This window comes from Delftia sp. PX-1, assembly GCF_055797465.1.
Window position 1 is genome coordinate 4047177 of record NZ_CP184763.1, and the last position, 22699, is coordinate 4069875.

Consider the following 22699-nt stretch of genomic DNA (forward strand, 5'->3'; position numbering starts at 1 on the left):
GCTTACACAACCCGCCCACCTGGGCTCATTGCTTGACCCAGCGCGCAAAGGCACCCCGGAATTTCTGCACCTTGGGCCCCACCACGAAGGCGCAGTAGCCCTGGCTGGGATGGTTCAGGAAGTAGTCCTGGTGATAGTCCTCTGCGGGCCAGTAGCTGGCCAGGGGCTGGACCTCGGTCACGATGGGAGCGTCATACGCGCCCGCCTGGGCCAGCTCGGAGATCAGCGTACGTGCGACCTCCGCCTGATGGTCATTCGTGGTGTAGATCGCGCTGCGGTACTGCGTGCCCACGTCGTTGCCCTGGCGGTTGAGCGTGGTCGGATCGTGCGTGCCGAAGAACACGGTCAACAGGTCGCGCAGCGGAATCACAGCAGGGTCGAACTGCACGCGGATGACCTCGGCATGGCCGGTCTGCCCGGTGCAGATGTCTTCGTAGCTGGGATCGTCCAGATCGCCATTGGCGTAGCCGCTTTGCACGTCGCTCACGCCGCGCACGCGGTCGAAAACGGCTTCGGTGCACCAGAAACAGCCGCCGCCCAGATAAATGGTTTCAGTCGTCATATGCGCCTTTTCTGTGAGAAATCGAAAAAATGACCACACGCAATGCATGCAGGCCGTTGCGCCTACAGGTTAGCCCATGCACAAGCCAGGTGACGACGAACGGTTCTGCGGTTACGATAACTAACCCATCAGTCATTAATTTTCCGTGACCGACTCCCCCGCCTCTTCACCCGCCCCCGCCGAGCCTTCCGGAAAGCGCAGCCGCCGCAAGCACGAGCGTCCGGGCGAGCTGCTGGAAGCCGCGCTCGACCTCTTCGTGGAAAAGGGCTACGCCGCCACCCGCGTCGAAGAGGTCGCCGCCCGGGCCGGGGTTTCCAAGGGCACGCTGTTCCTCTATTTCGCGAGCAAGCAGGAGCTTTTCAAGGCCGTGGTGCGCCACAGCATCGCGGGCCGCTTCGGCGAGTGGAGCGAGGAACTCGACAACTACTGCGCACCGTCCACCGATCTGCTGCGCTACTGCTTCAAGTCCTGGTGGGAGCGCATCGGCAGCACCAAGGCGTCGGGCATCACCAAGCTCATGCTCAGCGAGGCGGGTAATTTTCCCGAGCTTTCGCAGTTCTATCACCAGGAGGTGGTTCTTCCAGGCCATGAGCTGATCCGGCGCATCCTGCAGCGCGGCGTGGAGCGCGGCGAGTTCCGGCCCATGGATCTGGACCTGTCCGTGCACTGCGTGGTCGCCCCGATGATGTTCCTGATGATCTGGAAGCATTCGCTGGGCGGCTGCCTGCCGCACGGCGACTTCGATCCCGAGCGGTTTCTGGAATCCCAGATCGACTACCTGCTGCATGGCATGTGCCAGCCCCTTGCAGCCACCACACCACCCACCTCCCCGCCCACACCATGAAGCGTCGCACCGGCTGGCTGATCGGCCTGGCCTTACTGATCGCCATCGGCGCCAGCGCATGGCGCGCCGCATCCACCCGGCATAGCAAGCAGGCCGCCATTGCCGCGGCCACCCAGCCGCGCGAGATGCCGGTGCGCGTGGGCCCGCAGGAGGTGGTGCAGCTGCAGCCGCGCCAGTTGCAATTGACCGTGCCCGTCAGCGGCGTGGTGCAGGCCGTGCGCAGCGCCGTGGTCAAGGCCTATGTGGCCGGCGAGCTGCGCGGCCTGCAGGTGCGCGAGGGCGACAGCGTGCGCAAGGGCCAGGAACTGGCCCGCGTGGACGCCACCGAGGTCGAGGCCCGCTGGCGGCAGGCCCGCCAGCAGGCCGACGCGGCCCAGGCGCAGCTGCAGCTGGCCCAGCGCCAGCACGACAACAACCAGGCCCTGGTCACCCAGGGCTTCATCTCGACCACGGCACTGGCCACGTCCCAATCCAATCTTGACGCCGCCCGCGCCAACCTGGCCGCCGCCCAGGCAGCCGCCGATGTGGCACGCAAGAGCGTGACCGACAGCGTGCTGCGCAGCCCCATGGACGGGCAGGTCGCCCAGCGTCTGGTGCAGGACGGCGAGCGCGTGGGCGTGGAAACGCGGGTGCTGGAGATCGTCGATCCCTCCGAGCTCGAGGTGGTGGCCCAGCTGGCGCCCGCCGATTCGGTGCGTGTGCAGGTCGGCCAGCAGGCCCTGTTGCAGGTCCAGGGCGCGGGCGACGATGTGGCCGCCGTGCCCGCGCGCGTGGTACGCATCAACCCCAGCGCCCAGCCAGGTTCGCGCAGCGTGGCCGTCTATCTGCGTGTGCAGGCTGCACCGGTCAACGCAGGCGCCGCCGGTAGATCCATCCCCATCGTGCGCCCGGGCCTGTACCTGCAGGGCAGCATCGTCACGGGGCAGACCGAACAGCTGGCCGTGCCCCTGACCGCCGTGCGCACCGACCAGCCCCAACCCTATGTGCAGCTGCTGCAGCCGGCGGGCGAGTCCGAACCGGACAAAACCCTGCTGCGCGTGCAGCACCGCCCGGTCACGCTGGGCAGCCAGAGCGCGCAGGATGGGGCCACCTGGATTGCCGTGTCCACCGGCCTGCAGGCCGGTGACAGGGTGCTGGCCGGCAGTGTGGGCGGCCTGCGCGCAGGCACGGCGGTGCAGATGCAGCAAATGCAGCAGGCCCCGCAGCCCCAGGCTGCGCCAGCCCCCGGAGCCCGCTGACCATGTGGTTCACGCGCGTCAGCCTGGCCAACCCTGTGTTCGCCACCATGCTCATGCTGGCCCTCATGGTGCTGGGTGTGTTTTCCTACCAGCGACTCAAGGTGGACCAGTTCCCGAATGTGGACTTCCCCGTGGTCGTGGTCACGGTGGACTATCCGGGCGCCTCGCCCGAGATCGTGGAGTCCGAGGTCACCAAGAAGATCGAGGAAGGCGTCAACTCCATTGCCGGCATCAACGCGCTGACCTCGCGCAGCTATGAAAGCACCAGCGTCGTCATCATCGAATTCCAGCTGCATGTCGACGGCCGGCGCGCTGCCGAGGATGTGCGCGAGAAAGTCGCCTCGGTGCGCCCCACCCTGCGCGACGAGGTCAAGGAGCCGCGCGTGCTGCGCTTCGATCCGGCCAGCTCGCCCATCTGGTCCGTGGCCGTGCTGCCCCAGGCCGATGCCGGCGCCAAGGCGCCCGATGCCGTCGCGCTGACCAGCTGGGCCGACCAGGTCCTCAAGAAGCGGCTGGAGAACGTGCGCGGCGTGGGCGCCGTCAACCTGGTGGGCGCCACGCCGCGCGAAATCAACATCTACCTGCAGCCCGAGGCGCTGGAAGCCTATGCCATCACGCCCGACCAGATCGTGAACGCCGTGCGCAGCGAGAACCAGGACCTGCCGCTGGGCGCCATCCGCTCGCGCGAGCAGGAGCGCGTGGTGCAGATCGACGCACGCATGAAGCGCCCGCAGGACTTCGAGCGCATCATCGTCGCCCAGCGCGGCGGCGCGCCCGTGCGGCTGGGCCAGCTGGCCCGCGTGCAGGACGGCGCGGGCGAGCTGGAGACCGTGGCCCTGTACAACAGCAGCCGCACCCTGCTGCTGTCCGTGCAGAAGGCCCAGGACGAGAACACCATCGAAGTCGTGGACGGCCTGAACGCCACGCTGCGCGAGATCGCCGCCGAAGTGCCGGCCGGCGTGCGGCTGGAGCCGATTGCCGACAGCGCCCGCCCCATCCGCGTGGCCGTCAACAACGTGCGCCAGACGCTGATCGAGGGCGCGGCACTGACGGTGCTCATCGTCTTCCTGTTCCTGAACTCCTGGCGCTCCACGGTGATCACGGGGCTGACGCTGCCCATTGCGCTGATCGGCACCTTTTTGTTCATGTACTGGTTCGGCTTCTCCATCAACATGATCACGCTGATGGCGCTGTCGCTGTGCGTGGGCCTGCTGATCGACGACGCCATCGTGGTGCGCGAGAACATCGTGCGCCATGTGCAGATGGGCAAGGACGCGCATGCCGCCGCGCTCGACGGCACGCAGGAGATCGGCCTGGCCGTGCTGGCCACCACGCTGTCCATCGTGGCGGTGTTCCTGCCCATCGGCTTCATGGGCGGCATCATCGGCAAGTTCTTCCACGAATTCGGCATCACGATCGTGGCGGCCGTGATGATCTCCATGTTCGTGAGCTTCACGCTGGACCCCATGCTGTCCAGCGTCTGGCACGACCCGACCATCCACGCCCATGGCGAGCAGCACGGCCGCAGCCTCTACGACCGCACGCTGGGCCGGGTCACGGCTTGGTTCGAGCGCGCCACCGACTCGCTGTCCCACTTCTACCAGGATGTGCTGGGCTGGGCGCTGCGCCACAAGATCGCCACGCTGGCGGCGGCGCTGGCCATCTTCGTGGCCAGCATCTTCCTGGTGCCGCTGCTGGGCACGGAATTCGTGCCCAAGGCCGATTTCTCCGAGACCACGGTGAGCTTCAACACGCCCGTGGGCTCGTCCATCGAGGCCACCGAGGCCAAGGCACGCCAGGTCGATGCCATCATCCGCGCCCTGCCCGAGGTCCGCTACACGCTGGCCACCATCAACACCGGCACGGCCCAGGGCAAGATATACGCCAGCATCTACATACGCCTGCTGGACCGCCATTTGCGCCAGCGCAGCGGTGACGAACTGTCGGGCGTGCTGCGCGAGCAGCTGCAAAGCGTGCCCGGCATCACCGTCACCCATGTGGGCCAGCGCGAGCCCGTGGGCGGGCAAAAACAGGTCGAATTCTCGCTGCAGGGCCCGGACCTGGGCGAGCTGGAGCGCCTGAACCGCGTGGTGATGGAACGCCTGCGCGGCATTCCCGGACTGGTGGACCTGGACAGCAGCCTCAAGCCCGACAAGCCCGTGATCGACATCACCGTGCGGCGCGATGCGGCCGCCGACCTGGGCCTGTCGGTAGGCTCCATGGCCTCCGCGCTGCGCACCTGGGTGGCCGGCCAGACCGTGGGCAACTGGCGCGCCAGCGACGACCAGACCTATGACGTCAAGGTACGCCTGGCGCCCGAATCGCGCAGCACGCCCCAGGACCTGGAGCGCCTGCCCTTCGCCCTGCCCTCCACCTCCGGCGACGGCAACATGCGCATCGTGCGGCTGAACCAGGTGGCCACCGTCACGCCCGGCACCGGCCCCAGCCAGATCAACCGCCGCGACATGACGCGCGAGGTCGCCTTCAGCGGCAACGTCTACCTGCGCTCCAGCGGCGAGGTCTCGGCCGACATCCGCAAGGCCTTGGCCGACATCGCCCTGCCGCCCGGCTACCGCACGCAGTTCAGCGGCGCCACCAAGAGCATGAACGAATCGTTCGGCTATGCCGTGTCCGCCCTGGCGCTGGCCATCATCTTCATCTACATGATCCTGGCCAGCCAGTTCAAGAGCTTCCTGCAGCCGCTGGCGCTGATGACCTCGCTGCCGCTGACGCTGATCGGCGTGGTGCTGGCACTGATGATGTTCGGCTCGGCCCTGTCCATGTTCTCCATCATCGGCGTGGTCATGCTCATGGGACTGGTCACCAAGAACGCCATCTTGCTGGTGGACTTCGCCATCCGTGCGCGCGGGCCGCACAGCGACCCGGACACCGGCCAGATCCGCGACGGCCTGCCGCGCGAGCAGGCCCTGCTGCTGGCGGCGCGCGTGCGGCTGCGCCCCATCCTGATGACCACGCTGGCCATGATCTTCGGCATGGTGCCCCTGGCCTTCGCGCTCAGCGAGGGCTCCGAGCAGCGTGCGCCCATGGGCCAGTCGGTGATCGGCGGCGTGGTGACTTCCTCCCTGCTGACCCTGGTGGTCGTGCCCGTGGTCTATTGCTACCTCGATGACTTCTCCCAGTGGCTGCGGCGCCTGTGGAACGGCAACCAGCACGATGCGGCCCCCGGCCAGGGCGCCGCCAGCGCCCCCACCCTGCCGCGAGACTCGTAGAATCAAAGGTTTGTCCTGACAAGTCTTTCTCCGGAGATACCCCATGAGCCTGCCCCTGAACAGCCTGCCCGAACACCACAGCGCCCAAGCGCACGCGCGCTACAACATGATCGAGCAACAGATCCGCCCCTGGAACGTGCTTGATGAAGAAGTGCTGGCGCTGCTGGGCAAGGTGCACCGCGAGAATTTCGTGCCGCCCGAGCATGCCGGCCTGGCCTTCATGGACCTGGAAATCCCCCTGGTCGCCCCGGCCGAGGAAGCCGCCGCCAAGGGCTGGTGCATGCTGGCCCCGCGCATCGAGGCGCGCATGCTGCAGGACCTGAAGATCAAGCCCACCGACCGCGTGCTGGAAATCGGCGCCGGCTCGGGCTACATGGCCGCCCTGCTGGCCGCCCAGGCCAAGGAAGTCGTGACGCTGGAAATCGTGCCCGAGCTGGCCGAGATGGCCCGCGAAAACCTGCTGGGCGCCGGCATCACCAATGCCGAGGTCAAGCTGGCCGATGGCGCCACGGCAGCGGCTGCCCTGGGCCAGTTCGACGCCATCGTGCTCAGCGGCTCGGTCGCCCAGGTGCCGCAGGCCCTGCTGGCCCAGCTCAACGACGGCGGCCGCCTGGCGGCCATCGTCGGCCAGCTGCCCATGATGCGTTTCACGCTGGTGCGCAAGAACGGCCACCAGTTCGAGACGAGCCAGCCCTGGGACGTGGTGACCGCCCGCCTGGCCAATTTCGAAGAGCCTTCGCGCTTCACGTTCTGAAACCCGCTGCAGCGGCCGATGCCCGCAGGACCATGGCCGCTGCCGCAACCCCATTCCATTCCGCAAGGATCTTTCCGATGCTTCCCCAAGTGCCTCCCGCGCAACTCAACGATTGGCTGACCCAGCACTCCAGCGGCTCCGATGCCCTGCCCCTGGTGCTGGACGTGCGCGAGCCCTGGGAAGTGGCCCAGGCCAGCGTACGCCCCGAGGGCTTCGAGCTGCGCTGCATCCCCATGGGCGAGATTCCCTCGCGCCTGCAGGAACTCGATCCGGATCACCCCACAGCCTGCCTGTGCCATCACGGCGCACGCAGCATGCATGTCGCTGCCTTCCTGATGAACAACGGCTTCGAGACCGTGGCCAATATCAGCGGAGGCATCGATGCCTGGTCGCGCGAGCGCGACCCAGGCGTGCCGCGCTACTGAGCGGCAAGACGCAAAAGAAACCCGGGACACGGCCAACCCGCCGTCCCCGGTGCTTCGTGACGACTGTGTTTTGATTCGAGGACCTCTATGCCCCTGCTTCGGCCCCTTGCCCCTGTCGCTTACGCCCCGCCCCGCCCACACGCCTGGCCCCTTCGCCAGATTGCCTTGCTGCTGTGTGCCTGCGGCATGGGGACCGCTCTGGCCCAGTCCACCGTCCCTGCCGCCCCGGCATCGGGCTTGCCCGCCGTGACAGCCTCATCGGCCACGGGCCAGAGCCTGTCGGAGTTGGTCGCCAAGGCACGCGGCTACGACGCCCAGTGGCAGGCCCAGCAAGCCGACGCCCAGGCCGCCGCCAGCCGTGCCGAGCAGGCGCGCTCGGGCCTTCTGCCCAGCGTGGGCCTGCAGGCGGGCGCCAACACATCGCATGTGGAAGTCAGCGTGCTGCCGGGGAGCTTTCGCTCGCCCCAGCAGAACCTGCAGCTCAGCGCCCAGCAGCCGCTGTACCGCCCGGCCAACAAGATCGCCTACGACCAGGGCCAGCGCGGCGTGGACGTGGCGCGCGCCCAGTTGGACAGCGGCGAGCAGAACCTGCTGGTTCGCGTGGCCCAGGCCTACTTCGATGTCCTCGGTGCCCAGGACAGCCTGGCCGTGGTCAAGGCACAGAAGGCAGCCATTGCACAGCAGCTGGAATTCGCCAAGCGCAACTTCGAGGTCGGCACGGCCACCATCACCGACTCGCGCGAAGCCCAGGCCCGGTTCGACCTGGCCGGTGCCCAGGAAATCGCCGCCGAGAACGACCTGCGCGTCAAGCGCCTGGTGCTGGACCAGATCGTCGGCGCCGTGGGCACCGTGCCCCGCCCGCTGGCCCAGCCGCTGCAGTTGCCGGCCCTGATGCCCGCCGATGCCCAGGCCTGGGTGGACACCGCACTGCAAGGCCAGCCCCAGCTGCGCCAGGCCCGCCTGGCGCTGGACATCGCCCAGCTGGAAACGAAGAAAGCCGAGGCCGGCCACAAGCCCACCGTGGACCTGCAGGCCGGCTACGTGGTCAACCGCTATCCCAACGGTTCGGTCACCCCGCAGATCGGCACCAGCTACCGCACCAATGCCGCCAGCGTGGGCGTGGTCATGAACCTGCCGCTGTTCGCCGGCTTTGCCGTGCAAAACCGCATCAAGGAAACCCTGGCGCTGGAAGACAAGGCGCGCGCACAGCTGGACGACGCCCAGCGCAACGTGGAGCAGAGCACGCGCACGGCCTTCTTCGGCGTGCAGTCGGGCCAGGCCCAGGTCAAGGCGCTGGAGGCCGCGCTGGCGTCCAGCCAGAGCGCGCTGGACGCCAACAAGCTTGGCTACGAGGTCGGCGTGCGCATCAACATCGACGTGCTCAACGCACAGAGCCAGCTCTACCAGACCCAGCGCGACCTGGCCCTGGCGCGCTACCAGGTGCTGCTGGGCCAGCTCAAGCTGCGCCAGGCCGCCGGCACGCTCAGCGACGACGACCTGCGCGCCATCGATGCGCTGTCGCTCCGCGCGCCAGCCCCTTGAATCCCTGAAGCGCCCGCACGGCCGGCAGTGCCCCAGGCTGATGCCCGGCCGCCGCGGGCCGCGCGCCTGGCGCCGCAGCCCTGTGCTCTGGCAAAGCCGAGGCACGCAAACCCGCCACGACCAGCATCCAGGCAGCCAGCGCGCACAGCGCCGCCAGGCGGCTCAGCAAGGAACAGCGGGAGAGTCTTGGCATGCGCGCCTTGCCTTCTTCGGAGTTGTCGAGCGGGCCACTGTGGCAAACCCGCCTGAAGACCTGCCCTGGCTTTCCTGAAGGGATGCTGAAGCGCATCGTCCCCGCCTTGACCGATACTCGCGGCAGCCCTCCCGCAGGCGCCGGTCCGCGGCATGGGAGCGGCACAGGGAACACACGATGAGACTGCTGCTGGTGGAGGACGATCTGGATCTGGGCAATGGCGTGCGCATCGCATTGGGCGATCACGCCATGGACGTGGTCTGGGTGCGCCGCCTGTCCGATGCGCTGCGCACGCTGGAGCAGCAAAGCTTCGAGATGGTGCTGCTGGACCTGGGCCTGCCCGATGGCGACGGCATCAGCCTGCTGGCGCGCCTGCGCCGCGAATGGCGCCGCCTGCCCGTGCTGATCCTGAGCGCACGCGACAGCCTGCATGACCGGCTGCACGGCCTGGACAGCGGCGCCGATGACTATCTGGTCAAACCCTTTGCCCTTGCCGAACTGGTGTCACGCGTGCGCGCCCTGGCGCGCCGCAGCTATGGGCAGGGCGACGGAACGCTGCATCTGCGCGGCCTGTCGCTGCACGAGCCCACGCGCCGTGTCAGCGTTGCAGGCCAGAACGTCGAGCTGTCCCGCTGCGAATTCGACCTGCTGGCCCTGCTGCTGCGGCGCATGGACCGCGTGGTCACGCGCAGCGGCATCGAGGAGGAAGTCATCCCGGGCGGCAGCGCCAACGGCAGCAATGCGCTGGAGGTCCATGTCTCCAACCTGCGCCGCAAGATCGGGCCGGGCTTCATACGCACGGTGCGCGGCATTGGCTATGTCATCGACTCGCAGCCGATGGCTCCCCTGTCCTGACCATGACATCGCAGACCGTGCAGGGGCAACAGGCCAGCCCGAGATGGCGCCGCTGGCTGCGGCCCACACTGGGCCGGCGGATGCTGCTGGCCCAGATGGGCGTGCTCACCGCGATCTGGACCGCGTTGCTGGTGGCAGCCATCTACATGGCCCACTTCCACAATGAATTGCTGGTCAGCAAGCCTGTCTACGAACTTGTCATGGCAGTGGCCGAGGACCTGGCCGACCTTCCGGACCGCCAGCAGCACAGCCTGGCCGCGCTGGACACGGCCCTGCGCCATGAATACAGCGATGGAGACGACGACATCCGCTTCACGCCCACGCTGCTGGTCTGGCAGCGCGGCCAGCTCCTGTACCGCTCGCCCACGCCGGCACCCACCCTGCGCAACCGCGTGCTGGACACGGTCGAGGACATAGATTTCGAAGGGCAGACCTGGCGCATGAGCACGCTGCTCTCGGCCTCGGGCCAGACCGAAGTCACGCTGATGCTGCCGTCCTTCAAGGAGCTGCTGATCACCCTCAACACCCGCAGCTATTACCTGCTGCCGCTGCTGATCAGCCTGCCCTTCCTGGCCTTTCCGGCCTGGTGGTCGGTGCGCGCGGCGCTGCGCCCGCTGCGCCGCGTGGGCGACGAGCTGGCCACACGCGGCCCCGACGACCTCAGCGCGCTCACCTATGCGCCGCCACACGCCGAGCTGCGGCCGCTGGTGCAGGACATCAACGCCCTGCTGGCCCGCGTGCGCTCCAGCAGCGAGCGCGAGCGCAACCTCATCGCCGATGCAGCCCACGAACTGCGCACGCCGCTGGCCGCCATGCACGTCAACGTCGAGGCCCTGCTGCGCCTTGGCAGCGAACCGCGCCAGCAGGAACTCATGGACAGCCTGCTGCGCAGCAACCAGCGCGCCAGCCGCATGGTGGCCCAGCTGCTGCAGCTCATGCGCAGCGAGACCGAAGCGCCCGGCATGGCCATGCAGCCGCTGCGCCTGGACCTGCTGCTGGAAGACCGGCTCGCCGCACTCGACGCCCTGGCCTGCCGCCGCCCGGTGGAACTGGCCCTGGAAGCCAGCGAGCCACTGAGCGTGATGGGCGAACGCGAAGGCCTGGTCTCGCTGATCGACAACCTCGTGGACAACGCCATCAAATACAGCCCCGCGCACGCCACCATCAGCGTGCGCCTGCAGCGCCAGGGCGACCAGGCCGTGCTCCAGGTGCGCGACCGTGGCCCGGGCATCGCCGAGGCCTGGCGCCAGCGTGTCTTCGACCGCTTCTTCCGCGTGCCCGACCAGAGCCAGAGCGGCAGCGGCCTGGGCCTGGCCATCGCCAGGACCGTGACCGAGCGGCACGGCGGCAGCATCGAGCTGCTCAGTGCGGAGGATGGAGGGCTGCTGGCGAGTGTCAGCCTGCCCGTGCTGCAGGACGCCGGCTGATCCGGCCTGCGGATACCGCCAGCCGAAAACCTAGTGCTCAGCGCAACGGTTGGGACTGCACCAGCCCGGCCACCGCCTGCGCCGTGGCCCGTGCGGCCCCACGGTGCTGGTCCAGAAAGCCGCGCGCCTGGGCCACGGCATGGGCGTGGGACTGGCGGTCCCCGGCCAGGTCCACGGCAAGGCGCAGCCCGTGCTCCAGGTCGGGTGCGCGCAGCGCGGCGCCGGCCTCGCAGGCCAGGTCCGAGGCCTCGCTGAAGTTGAAGGTGTGCGGCCCCAGCACCACGGGGCAGTCGCAGGCCAGGGCCTCGATGAGGTTCTGGCCGCCCAGCGGCGCAAAGCTGCCGCCCATGAGCGTGGCGTCGGCCAGGCCGTAGTACAGGGCCATCTCGCCCAGCGAATCACCCAGCCAGATGTCGATGTCATCCGCCGCAGCTCCGCAGGGCGGGCCACCCACCCACTGGCTGCGGCGCGAGACATGCAGGCCGCCGCCAGCCAGCAGCGCCGCCACTTCGTCAAAGCGCTGCGGATGGCGCGGCACGACCAGCCATTGCACGGCCCGGCCTGCCGGCCCCAGCGTGCGCAGGGCGGACAGCAGCATGGCCTCCTCGCCCTCCCGGCTGCTGGCCAGCAGCACCACAGGGCGGGATAGGCCGGACTTCCATTGCCGGGCGCGCTCCAGCAGCGCCGCGTCCGGACGCGCATCGAATTTCAGGTTGCCGAGCACGCCGCGCACGGGCGCACCCAGCAGGCGCAGGCGCTGCGCATCGTCCTCGGTCTGTGCCCAGGCGGCGGCCAGGGCGGCATAGGTAGGGCGCGCCAGCGGTGCCACGCGCAGCGCCTGGCCCAGCGATTTGTCGCTGAGTCGCGCATTGGCCAGCGCCAGCGGCACGCCCTCTTCGCGGCAGATGGCGACCAGGTTGGGCCAGACCTCGGTTTCCATGAGCACGCCGACTGCGGGCCTGAACTGCTGCACGAAGCGGCGCACGGCCGCCGGCGTATCCCAGGGCTGCCAGACCTGCAGGTCGCCGCGCTGCAGCAGCCGGCGGCCTTCGGTGCGGCCTGTGGCCGTGCCATGGGTCAGCAGCAGGCGCATGCCCGGCAGGCGCTCGCGCAGCGCGGTCAGCAAGATGGCGGCAGCGCGCGTCTCACCCAGCGATACGGCATGAATCCAGATCCACCGGCCGCGTCCGTCCTGCCCCAGCGTGGCCGGCTGGTAGCGGCCAAAGCGCTCGGGAATGTGCTCGGCATAGACGGGCTCGGCCTCGGCGCGGCGCAGCAGCTTGCGTCGCAGCAGCGGCTGCGCCGCCCAGGTCACAGCGCTGTACAGCGCGCGCGCCCAGGACGTGGGAGAGCGGGAAGTCATCGCCTGGCGCGCAAATCAGTGCGCGGCACCGCCAACCTGCGCGCCGGGCTTGACGCGCTCAAGCAGCGCCAGCATCTGCGCCTCGATGCGCGACAGCGCCTCCTGGGTCTGGCCCTCGAAGCGCAGAACCAGCACGGGCGTGGTGTTGCTGGCGCGGATCAGACCGAAGCCGTCGGCCCAGTCCACGCGCAGGCCGTCGATGGTGCTGACCTGGGCCGGTGCGGCAAAGGTCTCGGCGGCCAGGGCCTGCAGTTCGGAGGCCAGGCGATGGGGCTCGCCCTCGGCGCAGGCCACATTCAGTTCAGGGGTGGAAAAGCTGGTGGGCAGCGCGTTGAGCAAGGCGCTGGGGTCGGCCTCGCGGCTGACGATCTCCAGCAGGCGGCAGCCCGCGTAGGTGCCGTCATCGAAGCCATACCAGCGCTCCTTGAAGAAGATGTGGCCGCTCATCTCGCCGCCCAGCGGCGCGTCTAGCTCCTTCATGCGGGCCTTGACCAGGGAGTGCCCGGTCTTGAACATCACGGGCTCGCCCCCGGCCTCGCGGATGGCGGGCGCCAGGCGCTGCGTGCATTTGACGTCGTAGACGATGCTGCCGCCCGGCACGCGCGAGAGCACGTCCTTGGCGAACAGCATCATCTGGCGGTCGGGGAAGATGTTTTGGCCGTCCTTGGTGACGATGCCCAGGCGGTCGCCGTCACCGTCGAAGGCCAGGCCCAGTTCGGCGTCCGAGGTGCGCAGCGCCTCGATCACGTCGCGCAGGTTCTCGGGCTTGCTGGGATCGGGATGGTGGTTGGGGAATTCACCGTCCACTTCGGAGAACAGCTCGATCACCTCGCAGCCCAGGGCGCGGAAGATGCCGGGCGCCGAGGCCCCGGCCACGCCGTTGCCGCAGTCCACCACGATCTTGATGGGGCGCGCCAGCTTCACATCACCCACGATGCGCGCCTGGTAGTCGGCCTGCACATCGGCGCGGCGCACGCTGCCGGTGCCCGTGATCGTCCAGTCATCGCTTTCGACGCGGCGGCGCAGCGCCTGGATTTCCTCGCCGTAGATGGCTCGGCCGGCCAGCACCATCTTGAAACCGTTGTAATCCTTGGGATTGTGGCTGCCCGTGACCTGGATGCCCGAGCGCGCCAGCGTGCTGGCTGCGTAGTACAGCATGGGCGTGGTGGCCAGGCCGATGTCGATCACCTCGATGCCGACCTCGGTCAGCCCGGCGATCAGCGCCGCGGACAACGAGGGTCCCGACAGGCGGCCATCGCGTCCCACGGCCACCACGGTCTCGCCGGCCGCCAGGGCCGCCATGCCGAAGGCGCGGCCCACGCCGAGCGCGACCTCCTCGTTGAGCGTGGACGGCACGAGGCCGCGGATGTCATAGGCTTTGAAGATGGAAGATGCGACCTGCACGTCGAAAACGCTTTCTCGTCGGTTGAAAACAGGGCGCCGCAGCCTGGGGACCTGGCCCGGCTGCGGCCCAAGGCGCGATTGTAGGCGCGGCAGGCTTGTAGGCGCGGCAGGCAGGGGCGCCGGCGCACATCACCCCGGCTGCAAGCGGTTGCGGCGCGTGCCCTGCCTCACAGCTGCTGCTGCACCTGGGCCAGCGCAGCCGGGTCTTCCATGGTGCTGAGGTCGCCCGGGTCGCGCCCCTCAGCCACGGCCTGCATGGCACGGCGCAGCAGCTTGCCGCTGCGCGTCTTGGGCAACGCACTGACGAAGACCACGCGCGAGGGCCGGGCCACGGCTCCCAGGCGCGCATCGACCAGCTTCATCACGTCGGCCTCCAGCGCCGCGCGCTCGGCCTCGCCTTCCAGCGCCGTGCGCGGCACGGCAAAGGCCAGCGCCGCCTGGCCCTTGAGCGCATCGGCCACGCCGACCACGGCGACTTCGGCCACCTGGGGGTGGGCGGAGATGCATTCCTCGATCTCGCGCGTGCCCAGGCGGTGGCCGGCCACGTTGATCACGTCGTCGGTACGGCCCAGGATGAAGAAGTAGCCGTCCTCGTCGCGTATGCCCCAGTCGAAGGTGCTGTAGATCATGCGGCCCGGAATGCTCTTCCAGTAGGTGTTGACGAAGCGCTGGTCGTCACGCCAGACGGTCTGCATGCAGCCCGGCGGCAGCGGTCCCTCGATGGCCAGCACGCCCTTTTGCCCGGCGCCGCGCAGCTCCTCGCCCGTGGCCTCGTCGATCAGCTTGACGTCATAGCCATAGACGGCCTTGCCCGGGCTGCCGAAGCGCGTGGTCTGCTGCTCCACGCCGTTGCACAGCGTGAGGATGGGCCAGCCGGTCTCGGTCTGCCAGTAGTTGTCGATGATGGGCTTGCCCAGGGCCTGGCTGATCCACTGCGCCGTGGGCTCGTCCAGCGGCTCGCCGGCCAGCCACAGCGCCTTGAGGCTGGAGATATCGTGGCGGTGCAGGTACTCGGCATCGTGCTTCTTGAGCACGCGGATGGCCGTAGGCGCCGAGAACATGTGGGTGACCCGGTACTTCTCCACGATGCTCCACCAGATGCCCGCGTCGGGGCGTATGGGCAGGCCCTCGTAGAGCACGGTGGCCATGCCCGCGATCAGGGGCCCATAGATGATGTAGCTGTGCCCCACGACCCAGCCGATGTCGCTGGTGCAGAAAAAGGTCTGGCCCGCCTCGGCCCCGAAGATCATCGGCATGCTGGCGGCCAGCGCCACCGTGTAGCCGCCCGTGTCGCGCTGCACGCCCTTGGGGCGCCCCGTGGTGCCGCTGGTGTAGAGCGTGTAGCTGGGGTCGGTGGATTCCACCCAGGTGCAGGCGACCTGGGCGTCGGCGTGCAGCGCACGCAGGCTGGTCCAGTCGTGGTCGCGGCCGGCGCGCATGGGCGCAGGCGCCAGGCCACGGTCCACGATGAGCACGCCCGCTGGCTTGTGGCTGGCCAGTTGCAGGGCCTCGTCCAGCAAAGGCTTGTAGGCCACGACGCGCCCGCCGCGCGAGCCCGCGTCGGCACTGATGATGACCTTGGGCTCGGCATCGTCGATGCGCGAGGCCAACGCCGCCGACGCAAAGCCGCCGAACACCACCGAATGGATGGCACCCAGCCGCGCACAGGCCAGCATGGCAAAGGCCGCCTCGGCAATCATGGGCATGTAGATCTGGACGCGGTCGCCCTTTTGCACGCCCAGCGACTGCAGCACGGCGGCCATGCGCTGCACCTCGGCATGCAGTTCGCGGTAGGTATAGACCTTCTCGGTGCCGGTCTCGGTGGAGATGGCGATCAGCGCATTCTGGTCGGCGCGCTCGGCCAGGTGCCGGTCCACGGCGTTGTGGCAAAGATTGGTCTGGCCGCCCACGAACCACTTGGCGAACGGCGGGTTGTCATAGTCGCAGATGTGCTGGGGCGGCACATGCCAGTCGATGCGGCCGGCCTGCTCGGCCCAGAAGGCATCGCGCTCCTGGATGGAGCGGCGGTGGAAATCGTCGAAACGCGGGGCCATTGTCTGTCTCCTGTCGTTGTCATGGATTGGCGGCTTCTGAATTCATAATTATTCATAATGCGCTTGCCCAAAGCTGACAAATCCTGCACAGCGACCCGGGCCGGCCACCTCCGTCCCATTCGTCTTTCATGGCCCCGCCTTGCGACGGGCGTAAAAAAAAGGCGCCGTGCAGGCGCCTCGACGAAAACCATCGCTTCAGCCGCTTACTTGACCAGGGCCAGCAGATCCTTGAAGGCCGGGTGCTCGCAGCTGCGCAGCCACTCGAAGGCCACCATCTCCGTGGTCACCAGTTCGGCACCCGCGCCGGCCAGGCGATCGAAGGCAGCATCGCGGTTGCGCTCGGTGCGCGAGCTGCAGGCATCGGTGACGACCCAGACGTCGAACTCGTCTTCCAGCAGTTCCAGCGCCGTCTGCAGCAGGCAGACATGGGCTTCGCAGCCGGCAATCACCACCATGCTGCGCTCGGGCGCCTGCTGCTGGGGCTTTTGCAGGTGCTTGGGCAGGCTGCGCGCATTGCCGCCCTGGGGACGTGCAGGCGGACGCAGCCACTCGCCCAGTCCTTCGGACACGGCGCTGAAATGCATCTTGGACAGTGTCCTGTCGCACAGCGCGCGCAGTTGGGCATCGTTGGCACCCAGGCGCGAGGGGTTCTGTTCGGTGCCGAACACCGGCACTTCCACCAGATGCGCCAGACGAGCCAGTTTCACGGCATTGGCCAGGACTGCCGGGCCCTCGAAGATGGCCGGCATCAGGCGCTCCTGGTAATCGACGAGTACAAGCTGGGAGTCGGAGGCTTCAAGCAGCATGGCGGATCTTTCTTGGAATACGAGGCGGCGCGGGCCGCCCTTCTTATCGGAAAACAGGACAGCCCGCTATTGTCGCAGCTTGGGGGCCATCACCGCCGGGCGCCGGCGATTCCTGAGGTGGCTCAAAAACCCGGGCCTTCGGGGGTCTTATCGAGTTTGTCCTACGTTTTTGCGTGGTAATCTCGCGCCCCATGTCCCGATGGCTTATCGCACTCCTGTTCGTCAGCGCCACTGCACACGCGGCTCCGCCCGAGCTGCGTGACGACGATATGAACCAGCTGCTGGTCAACCGCAGCCTCATCTCGCAGCTGCGCGAAGCCCGCCACCACATGGCGGAGCGCACTTCCGACTTCGTCAAGGAAGCACGACAAAGCGTCGCCGAAAAGACCTCCGACCTGGTCGTGACCGCCATGGGCTTCATCGGCGTTCCCTACCGTCGCGGCGGCAACAGTGCCGAGACCGGCTTCGACTGCAGCGGCTTTGTCCGTGCCATCTACTCCGAGACCCTGGGCAAGGTCCTGCCGCGTCGCGCTGACCAGCAGGCACAGGCCACGGAAAAAATCGACAAGAACGAACTCAAGCCCGGCGATCTGGTGTTCTTCAACACCATGCGCCGCGCTTTCAGCCACGTCGGCATCTATGTCGGCGACGGCAACTTCATTCATGCCCCCCGCACCGGTGCACAGGTGCGCGTGGAAAGCATGCAAAGCGCCTACTGGGCCCGCCGCTTCGATGGCGCCCGTCGCGTGCAGGACTCCGACGGCCTGGGCCTGGATGCCAGCAAGGCTGCCTTGGCCATGCAGATGCAGGCAAGCCAGCTGCAGTAACCACGGCGGGCTGTCTGCCCTCCTCCAATCCAGGCGCCTGCAGATGCAGGCGTTTTGTTTTTCAGGGCACTGCACTGCCTTCGTCCCAGGTTGAGACGCTGTCCGACAGGGCCGGCATGCGCCGGGCCCTAGAGTCGCGGCATGGAAGCTTCAGTTCGGAGAAAAGCATGATGTCCTTGATTGGCACCCTCATCGTTGGCCTGGTCGTTGGCCTGCTGGCGCGCGCACTCAAACCCGGCGACGACAGCCTTGGCTGGATCATGACCATCCTGCTTGGTGTGGCAGGATCGTTTCTTGCCAGCTATGTCGGTGTCGCCATGGGCTGGTATGAAGCCGGGCAGCCCGCTGGCTGGATCGCCTCCATCGTTGGCGCCATCGTCATCCTCTTCATCTACAGCCTGGTGCGCAGCAAGAGCGCACGCTGACCGCACCGGCGCCAGCCGCCTCCTCCGGCTGGCGCATTCTCCTGATCGACATCTGCCCCGGACCCACTGGCACGCATGATCTTTCGCACATCGGACAAGACCCCTCCCCCTCCACCACCGCGCCACGATGTGGCGCAGGCCGCAGAGAGCGCGCGCAAGCTGCTGCACCGGCGTGCGCTGGTGGGAGCCGCAGCCAGCAGCCTGCCGATCCCGGGGCTGGACTGGCTGGTTGACGCAGCCCTGCTGGCGCGCCTGCTGCCGCGCATCAACCGTGAGTTCGGCCTCACGCCCGAACAGCTGGACAGGCTGGACCCCGGCAAGCGCGAGCAGGTGCAAAAGGCCGTGGCCATGGTCGGCTCGGTACTGATCGGCAAGCTGATCACGCGCGACATGGTGGTGCGCCTGGCACGCGCTGCCGGCATGCGCATGACGGCAACCCAAGCGGCAAAGTACGTGCCGCTGGCCGGCCAGGCTGCAGCGGCCGCCCTGGGCTACGCCACGCTGCGCTACCTGGGAGAGCGCCACATCCAGGACTGCATTCGCGTGGTCGAGCAGGCGGAGCTCGACATTCCCTCGCATCTGCCCACGCAGCTGGAACGCACGGCCCGCAAGGTCGAGCAGACCGGCAAGCAATTGCATGAGCACGGCAAGGGCAAAGGCAAGGGCGAGGGCGAGGGCGAGCCCGGGGCCCAGCCATCCGGCAAGCGCCCGCGCTTTTGGCGCCAGCCGGACCGCGGCCCCTGGGGCCGCTCCCAGTAAATGGCGATCAGCCCAGGTCCGAGGCGCGGTGGCGCTCCGGCACCTGGGTGGCCTCGTCTCCCCAGGTGCGATTGACGCGGCGGCCGCGCACCACCGCCGGCCGTTGGGCAATCTCGCGGGCCCAGCGCATCACATGCGTGTACTCATGGGCCGCCAGGAACTCGGCCGCGCCGTACACCTCGTTGAGCACCAGTGCGCCATACCAGGGCCAGATGGCGATGTCGGCAATGCTGTAGTGCTCTCCCGCAATGAAGGCGTGCTCGGCCAGCTGGCGATTGAGCACGTCCAGCTGGCGCTTGGTTTCCATGGTGAACCGGTTGATCGGGTACTCGAACTTTTCGGGAGCATAGGCATAGAAATGACCGAAGCCGCCGCCCAGGTAAGGCGCCGATCCCATCTGCCAGAACAGCCAGTTCAGCGTCTCGGTGCGTGCAGCGGGCTCGGCAGGCAGCAGCGCGCCAAACTTCTCGGCCAGGTACAGCAGGATGGAGCCCGACTCGAACACGCGCACCGGCGGCTCCACGCTGCGGTCCACCAGCGCGGGAATCTTGGAATTGGGGTTGACCTCGACAAAGCCGCTGGAGAACTGGTCGCCATCGCTGATGCGGATCAGCCAGGCGTCGTACTCGGCGCCGCCATGGCCCAGCGCCAGCAGCTCCTCCAGCATGATGGTGACCTTCACGCCGTTGGGCGTGGCCAGCGAATACAGCTGCAGAGGCTGCTGCCCCACCGGCAGTGTCTTGTCGTGGGTCGGCCCGGCGACCGGGCGGTTGATGTTGGCGAAGGTGCCGCCCGAGGGCGCAGGCTGCCATACGGCGGGCGGGACATAGGTGGAGCGGTCGGACATGCAGGATTCCTGTGGTTCGCGGGCATGGGAAAGGCGCCCGGCTGAAGGCCATTGTCCAGCCCCTGACACACTCCTGCCGCCGCGCGCAGAACGCCGCCACGGCGTCCGGGGATTTGCCACAATCGTTGCATGACTGCAGCCCCCACACCCTCCGCCCGCCAGTTCTGGCTCATGAAGAACGAGCCCGACGAATACTCCATAGACCATGCGCTGGCCGCGCCGCAGGCCACCATTGCCTGGGACGGGGTGCGCAACTACCAGGCGCGCAACTTCATGCGTGATGCCATGCAGGTCGGCGACGGGGTGCTGTACTGGCATTCCAGCTGCGCCGAGCCCGGCATCTACGGCATCGCCCGCATTGCCGGCAATCTGCGCACCGACGCCTCGCAGTTCGACCCGGCCAGCCCGTACTACGACCCCAAGTCTTCTCCCGACAAGCCGCGCTGGCTCACGCTGGACGTGCAGGCGCTGCGCAAGACACGCACGCTGCAGATTGCCGAGCTGCGCGCGCATCCTGAACTGGCGCAGATGCGTGTGCTGCAAAAGGGCAATCGGTTGTCGATCACGCCGGTCACGCCCGAGGAATGGAGCTTCATCGAAGGCCTGCTCAGGCACGGCTGAACACGCCTCGCACGGGCTGCTTTCTTACAAGCAAGAAGCCTCTTTCCTGCACTCCTGCCCTGCATCGGCCGCTATGCTTTTGGGCATTTGCGAACCTGGATTTCGCAAGCTGGAGGGACCATCTTCGTGCGCTGGCGAAAATCAAAAGCAAAAACAACCACTGGACCACTCAAGAGCGGCATGGCCGCGGCGCCAGGCCGCCTGCGGCTGGCGCTGCGCGATGCCATCGCCGCCTCGCTGGGCGCCATGCTGGCCTGGGAACTGTCCCACTACCTGCTGGGCCACCCCAGACCCGTCTTTGCCGCCGTCACCGCCCTGGTCTGCCTGGCGCCCGGCCTGCCCAGCCATCTCAAGCAAACCTGGGGCCTGGTGCTGGGCTGCGCCATCGGCATCATCGTCGGCGAACTGGCCTGGCTGCTGCCCGACACCATTCCCCTGCTGCGGCTGAGCCTGGCCTCGCTGGTCGCGCTGTCGCTGGCCGCCATGCTGGGGCAGCCGCCTGTGGTTCCGATACAGGCCGGCGTTTCCGTGGTGCTGGTCCTCAGCATGGGGCCCAGCGCGGCGGGCGAAACCCGGCTGGTCGACGTGCTGGTCGGCGCAGGCGTGGGCCTGATGTTCAGCCAGGTCATCTTCACGGCCAATCCGCTGCGTGCCGTATCACGTTCGGCAAGCGCGTTGCTGGGCCAGCTGGCCGACGGGCTGGACGCCACGCTGCGTGCCACCGCCACCCACGACACACCCGACGCCACCGTGGCACTGGGCCAGCTCACGCGCAGCAGCGATGCGCTGAGCGCGCTGCGCACCGCCATGGCGGAGGCGCAAAGCGCCAGCCGCTGGTCCGTGCGCGGACGCCTGGGTGGCGCGGCACTGCAGACCGTCACGGCGCGCTACGACCGCCATGCCGTGCGCCTGTACGCCAGCGCGCTGCTGCTGGGCGAAAGCCTGGTGCGCGGAATGTCGCATGACAGCGGCCTCATGCCGCGCGCCATCGTCCTGCACTGTGAATGGCTGATCGAAGCCTGCCGGCAACTGGCCGCCAATGGCAACGTGGTGGCCCTGCAGCCAGACGACGCCCTGGCCAGGTTGGCCGCCTCGGCCCCCCAGGCGCCCACCCAACCGCTGCCTGAGGCCTGGCTGCCCGCGCTGGACCACGCACGACAGATGGAAGAGGCCCTGAAGGCGCTCACAGGTTCGCGCGACGCGTGATCAGGCGGCAGCGCGTTCGCGCTGCCTTGCAGGCGCCGCGCTGATGCGGGCAATGGCGCCGGCCAGCCACCAGCCGATGGCGCACATGGCCGCCGTCACCACCCAGGTCCACTGCCATCCGCCCGCCTGCACTGCCACGGCCGCCACCAGAGGCGGCCCTGCAAACTGGCCCACGCTGGACCATTGCTGCATGAAGCCCACCGTGGTCGAAACAGTGGACTCATCGGGGGCAAGCCGCACGGCCATGGAAAACAGCGTGCCCGGAATCAGTCCCCCCGCTGCCGAGAACACAACTACCGCAGCAAAGCGCAGCCACAAAGGTGCCAACGGCTGGCCTTGCCATTGCACATAGGCCAGCAGCGCGCACAAAGCCATGCAGCCGAAGCCCAGGCGCAGCGCCCGCGATGCGCTCCAGCCGCCTTGCAGCAGACGGCCCGATGCCACATTGCCCACCATGTTGGCCAGCGCCACCACGGCCGTCAGCGTGCCCGACAACGCCGCTCCCAGGCCCGCCTCGGCATAGACCGTGGGAAGAAAGCCGATGACGGCCATCCACTGTCCCGAATACACGGCAAAGCCCAGCGCCACGCACCAGGGGCCAGGGCTGCGCAAAGTCAGCGCCAGGCGCGGACGCCACCCCCCGCCAGCCGCCGACGTGCCAACGGGTGCCTTCGGGCCGTCTGCCGGCACGCCGTACCACACGGCGGCGCAAGCCAGGGCAGAGACCAGCCCCAGAAGCAGCCACCACAGCGGCCAGGAAGCCCAGGCCATCACCCAGGGACCCAGCAGTAAGCCGATGGCACTGCCCAGCGGCATGTAGGTGCCCCACCAGCCCATGCGCGCGCTCAGATCGTGCGGCGCCACGCAGCGGCGAATCAGGCCTGGCCCCGGCATGGCGACCAGCAGAAAGCCCAGTCCTTCCACGGCGCGCAGGGCCAGCAACGGTGCAAAACCCGTGGCGATGGCGCCCAGTGCGCTGGCACCCGCCATCAACAGCAGGCCCGCCAGCATGCTGCGCCGCAGTCCCCAGCGGTCAGCCCCCAGGCCCACCACCAGGCCAGCAGCATGCCGGCCACCTGCACGGTGGAAAGCAGAAAGCCGGCCTGCAGCAGGGACACGCCCAGCTGCTGCTGCAGCACCGGCACGGCCGGCGGCAGCTTGCCTACATGCAGGGCCGCGCTGACGCCGGCCATCACGACGATCCATGAGGGATGCACCCCCTGCCTTGTTGTTTCCATTGGATGCGGTTTCCTGGGGGCACATGCCGTGCGCCCTGTGGGTGATGTGTGAAGTATCGAAAGCATAGGCCAAGCGGCG

The 22699-nt window shown here is 68.2% G+C and carries 19 protein-coding genes and 1 pseudogene; 13 read left to right on the plus strand and 7 right to left on the minus strand.

What is annotated here, in order from left to right; all coding sequences use genetic code 11:
- Positions 1 to 25: 25 nt before the first annotated feature.
- Positions 26 to 562 (minus strand): peptide-methionine (S)-S-oxide reductase MsrA, encoded by a 537-nt coding sequence (msrA, locus tag ACN20X_RS18545; protein ID WP_016447084.1) that lies wholly within the window; start codon positions 560 to 562, stop codon positions 26 to 28.
- Between the two features lie 145 nt (positions 563 to 707).
- Between msrA and ACN20X_RS18550 the strand changes: the two genes are divergently transcribed.
- The 8 genes from ACN20X_RS18550 to ACN20X_RS18585 all read left to right on the plus strand — a co-directional run bounded on the left by ACN20X_RS18550 (position 708) and on the right by ACN20X_RS18585 (position 11070).
- Entirely contained in the window at positions 708 to 1406 is a 699-nt protein-coding gene (locus tag ACN20X_RS18550) for a TetR/AcrR family transcriptional regulator (RefSeq protein WP_047473219.1), read from the plus strand.
- Entirely contained in the window at positions 1403 to 2644 is a 1242-nt protein-coding gene (locus ACN20X_RS18555; protein ID WP_392450542.1) for an efflux RND transporter periplasmic adaptor subunit, read from the plus strand. Before ACN20X_RS18550 ends, ACN20X_RS18555 begins: the two co-directional genes overlap by 4 nt.
- 2 nt (positions 2645 to 2646) lie before the next feature.
- Positions 2647 to 5874: an efflux RND transporter permease subunit gene (locus ACN20X_RS18560; protein ID WP_473209722.1), complete on the plus strand. Its 3228-nt coding sequence runs from the start codon at positions 2647 to 2649 to the stop codon at positions 5872 to 5874.
- Between the two features lie 43 nt (positions 5875 to 5917).
- On the plus strand, positions 5918 to 6628 hold the full coding sequence (locus tag ACN20X_RS18565; RefSeq protein ID WP_016447088.1) for a protein-L-isoaspartate O-methyltransferase family protein: 711 nt from the start codon (positions 5918 to 5920) through the stop codon (positions 6626 to 6628).
- 77 nt (positions 6629 to 6705) lie between these two features.
- On the plus strand, positions 6706 to 7053 hold the full coding sequence (locus ACN20X_RS18570; protein WP_016447089.1) for a rhodanese-like domain-containing protein: 348 nt from the start codon (positions 6706 to 6708) through the stop codon (positions 7051 to 7053).
- Positions 7054 to 7140: 87 nt separating this feature from the next.
- Positions 7141 to 8595, plus strand: a complete 1455-nt coding sequence (locus ACN20X_RS18575) for a TolC family outer membrane protein (RefSeq protein ID WP_016451715.1) — start codon at positions 7141 to 7143, stop codon at positions 8593 to 8595.
- 370 nt (positions 8596 to 8965) lie between these two features.
- Complete coding sequence (locus ACN20X_RS18580) at positions 8966 to 9643, plus strand: response regulator (protein ID WP_016447091.1); 678 nt, start codon at positions 8966 to 8968, stop codon at positions 9641 to 9643.
- A gap of 2 nt (positions 9644 to 9645) precedes the next feature.
- Positions 9646 to 11070 carry a sensor histidine kinase gene (locus tag ACN20X_RS18585; RefSeq protein ID WP_473209723.1) on the plus strand — a complete coding sequence of 475 codons (1425 nt, stop codon included), beginning with the start codon at positions 9646 to 9648 and terminating at the stop codon, positions 11068 to 11070.
- A 37-nt stretch (positions 11071 to 11107) separates the two neighbouring features.
- Here ACN20X_RS18585 and ACN20X_RS18590 read toward each other — a convergent pair whose 3' ends face one another.
- The 4 genes from ACN20X_RS18590 to ACN20X_RS18605 all read right to left on the minus strand — a co-directional run bounded on the left by ACN20X_RS18590 (position 11108) and on the right by ACN20X_RS18605 (position 16697).
- The gene (locus ACN20X_RS18590; protein WP_473209724.1) at positions 11108 to 12433 is read right to left on the minus strand and encodes a 3-deoxy-D-manno-octulosonic acid transferase; all 1326 of its coding nucleotides are present in this window, start codon (positions 12431 to 12433) and stop codon (positions 11108 to 11110) included.
- Positions 12434 to 12448: 15 nt separating this feature from the next.
- Positions 12449 to 13837 carry a phosphomannomutase/phosphoglucomutase gene (locus ACN20X_RS18595; RefSeq protein WP_473209725.1) on the minus strand — a complete coding sequence of 463 codons (1389 nt, stop codon included), beginning with the start codon at positions 13835 to 13837 and terminating at the stop codon, positions 12449 to 12451.
- Between the two features lie 167 nt (positions 13838 to 14004).
- Positions 14005 to 15891: a propionate--CoA ligase gene (locus ACN20X_RS18600; RefSeq protein WP_267178536.1), complete on the minus strand. Its 1887-nt coding sequence runs from the start codon at positions 15889 to 15891 to the stop codon at positions 14005 to 14007.
- Positions 15892 to 16094: 203 nt separating this feature from the next.
- Positions 16095 to 16697, minus strand: a complete 603-nt coding sequence (locus ACN20X_RS18605; protein WP_016447096.1) for an isochorismatase family protein — start codon at positions 16695 to 16697, stop codon at positions 16095 to 16097.
- A 191-nt stretch (positions 16698 to 16888) separates the two neighbouring features.
- Here ACN20X_RS18605 and ACN20X_RS18610 point away from each other — a divergent pair, with 191 nt between their 5' ends.
- The 3 genes from ACN20X_RS18610 (at position 16889) to ACN20X_RS18620 (ending at position 18708) form a co-directional block, all read left to right on the plus strand.
- A complete protein-coding gene (locus ACN20X_RS18610; protein ID WP_016447097.1) occupies positions 16889 to 17524 on the plus strand; it encodes a C40 family peptidase in 636 nt (211 codons plus the stop codon).
- A 167-nt stretch (positions 17525 to 17691) separates the two neighbouring features.
- On the plus strand, positions 17692 to 17949 hold the full coding sequence (locus ACN20X_RS18615) for a GlsB/YeaQ/YmgE family stress response membrane protein (RefSeq protein WP_012205794.1): 258 nt from the start codon (positions 17692 to 17694) through the stop codon (positions 17947 to 17949).
- 75 nt (positions 17950 to 18024) lie between these two features.
- Positions 18025 to 18708, plus strand: a complete 684-nt coding sequence (locus ACN20X_RS18620; RefSeq protein ID WP_279495277.1) for a hypothetical protein — start codon at positions 18025 to 18027, stop codon at positions 18706 to 18708.
- A gap of 7 nt (positions 18709 to 18715) precedes the next feature.
- Here ACN20X_RS18620 and yghU read toward each other — a convergent pair whose 3' ends face one another.
- A complete protein-coding gene (yghU, locus tag ACN20X_RS18625) occupies positions 18716 to 19555 on the minus strand; it encodes a glutathione-dependent disulfide-bond oxidoreductase (protein WP_016447099.1) in 840 nt (279 codons plus the stop codon).
- A 129-nt stretch (positions 19556 to 19684) separates the two neighbouring features.
- On the opposite strand from yghU, the gene ACN20X_RS18630 reads away from it, so the two are divergent.
- The gene (locus tag ACN20X_RS18630; protein ID WP_016447100.1) at positions 19685 to 20176 is read left to right on the plus strand and encodes an EVE domain-containing protein; all 492 of its coding nucleotides are present in this window, start codon (positions 19685 to 19687) and stop codon (positions 20174 to 20176) included.
- Positions 20177 to 20356: 180 nt separating this feature from the next.
- Positions 20357 to 21382: an FUSC family protein gene (locus tag ACN20X_RS18635; RefSeq protein ID WP_016447101.1), complete on the plus strand. Its 1026-nt coding sequence runs from the start codon at positions 20357 to 20359 to the stop codon at positions 21380 to 21382.
- Here the strand turns inward: ACN20X_RS18635 and ACN20X_RS18640 are convergent.
- Positions 21383 to 22620: pseudogene (locus ACN20X_RS18640) on the minus strand (MFS transporter). It abuts the gene before it with no gap.
- Positions 22621 to 22699: the final 79 nt, after the last annotated feature.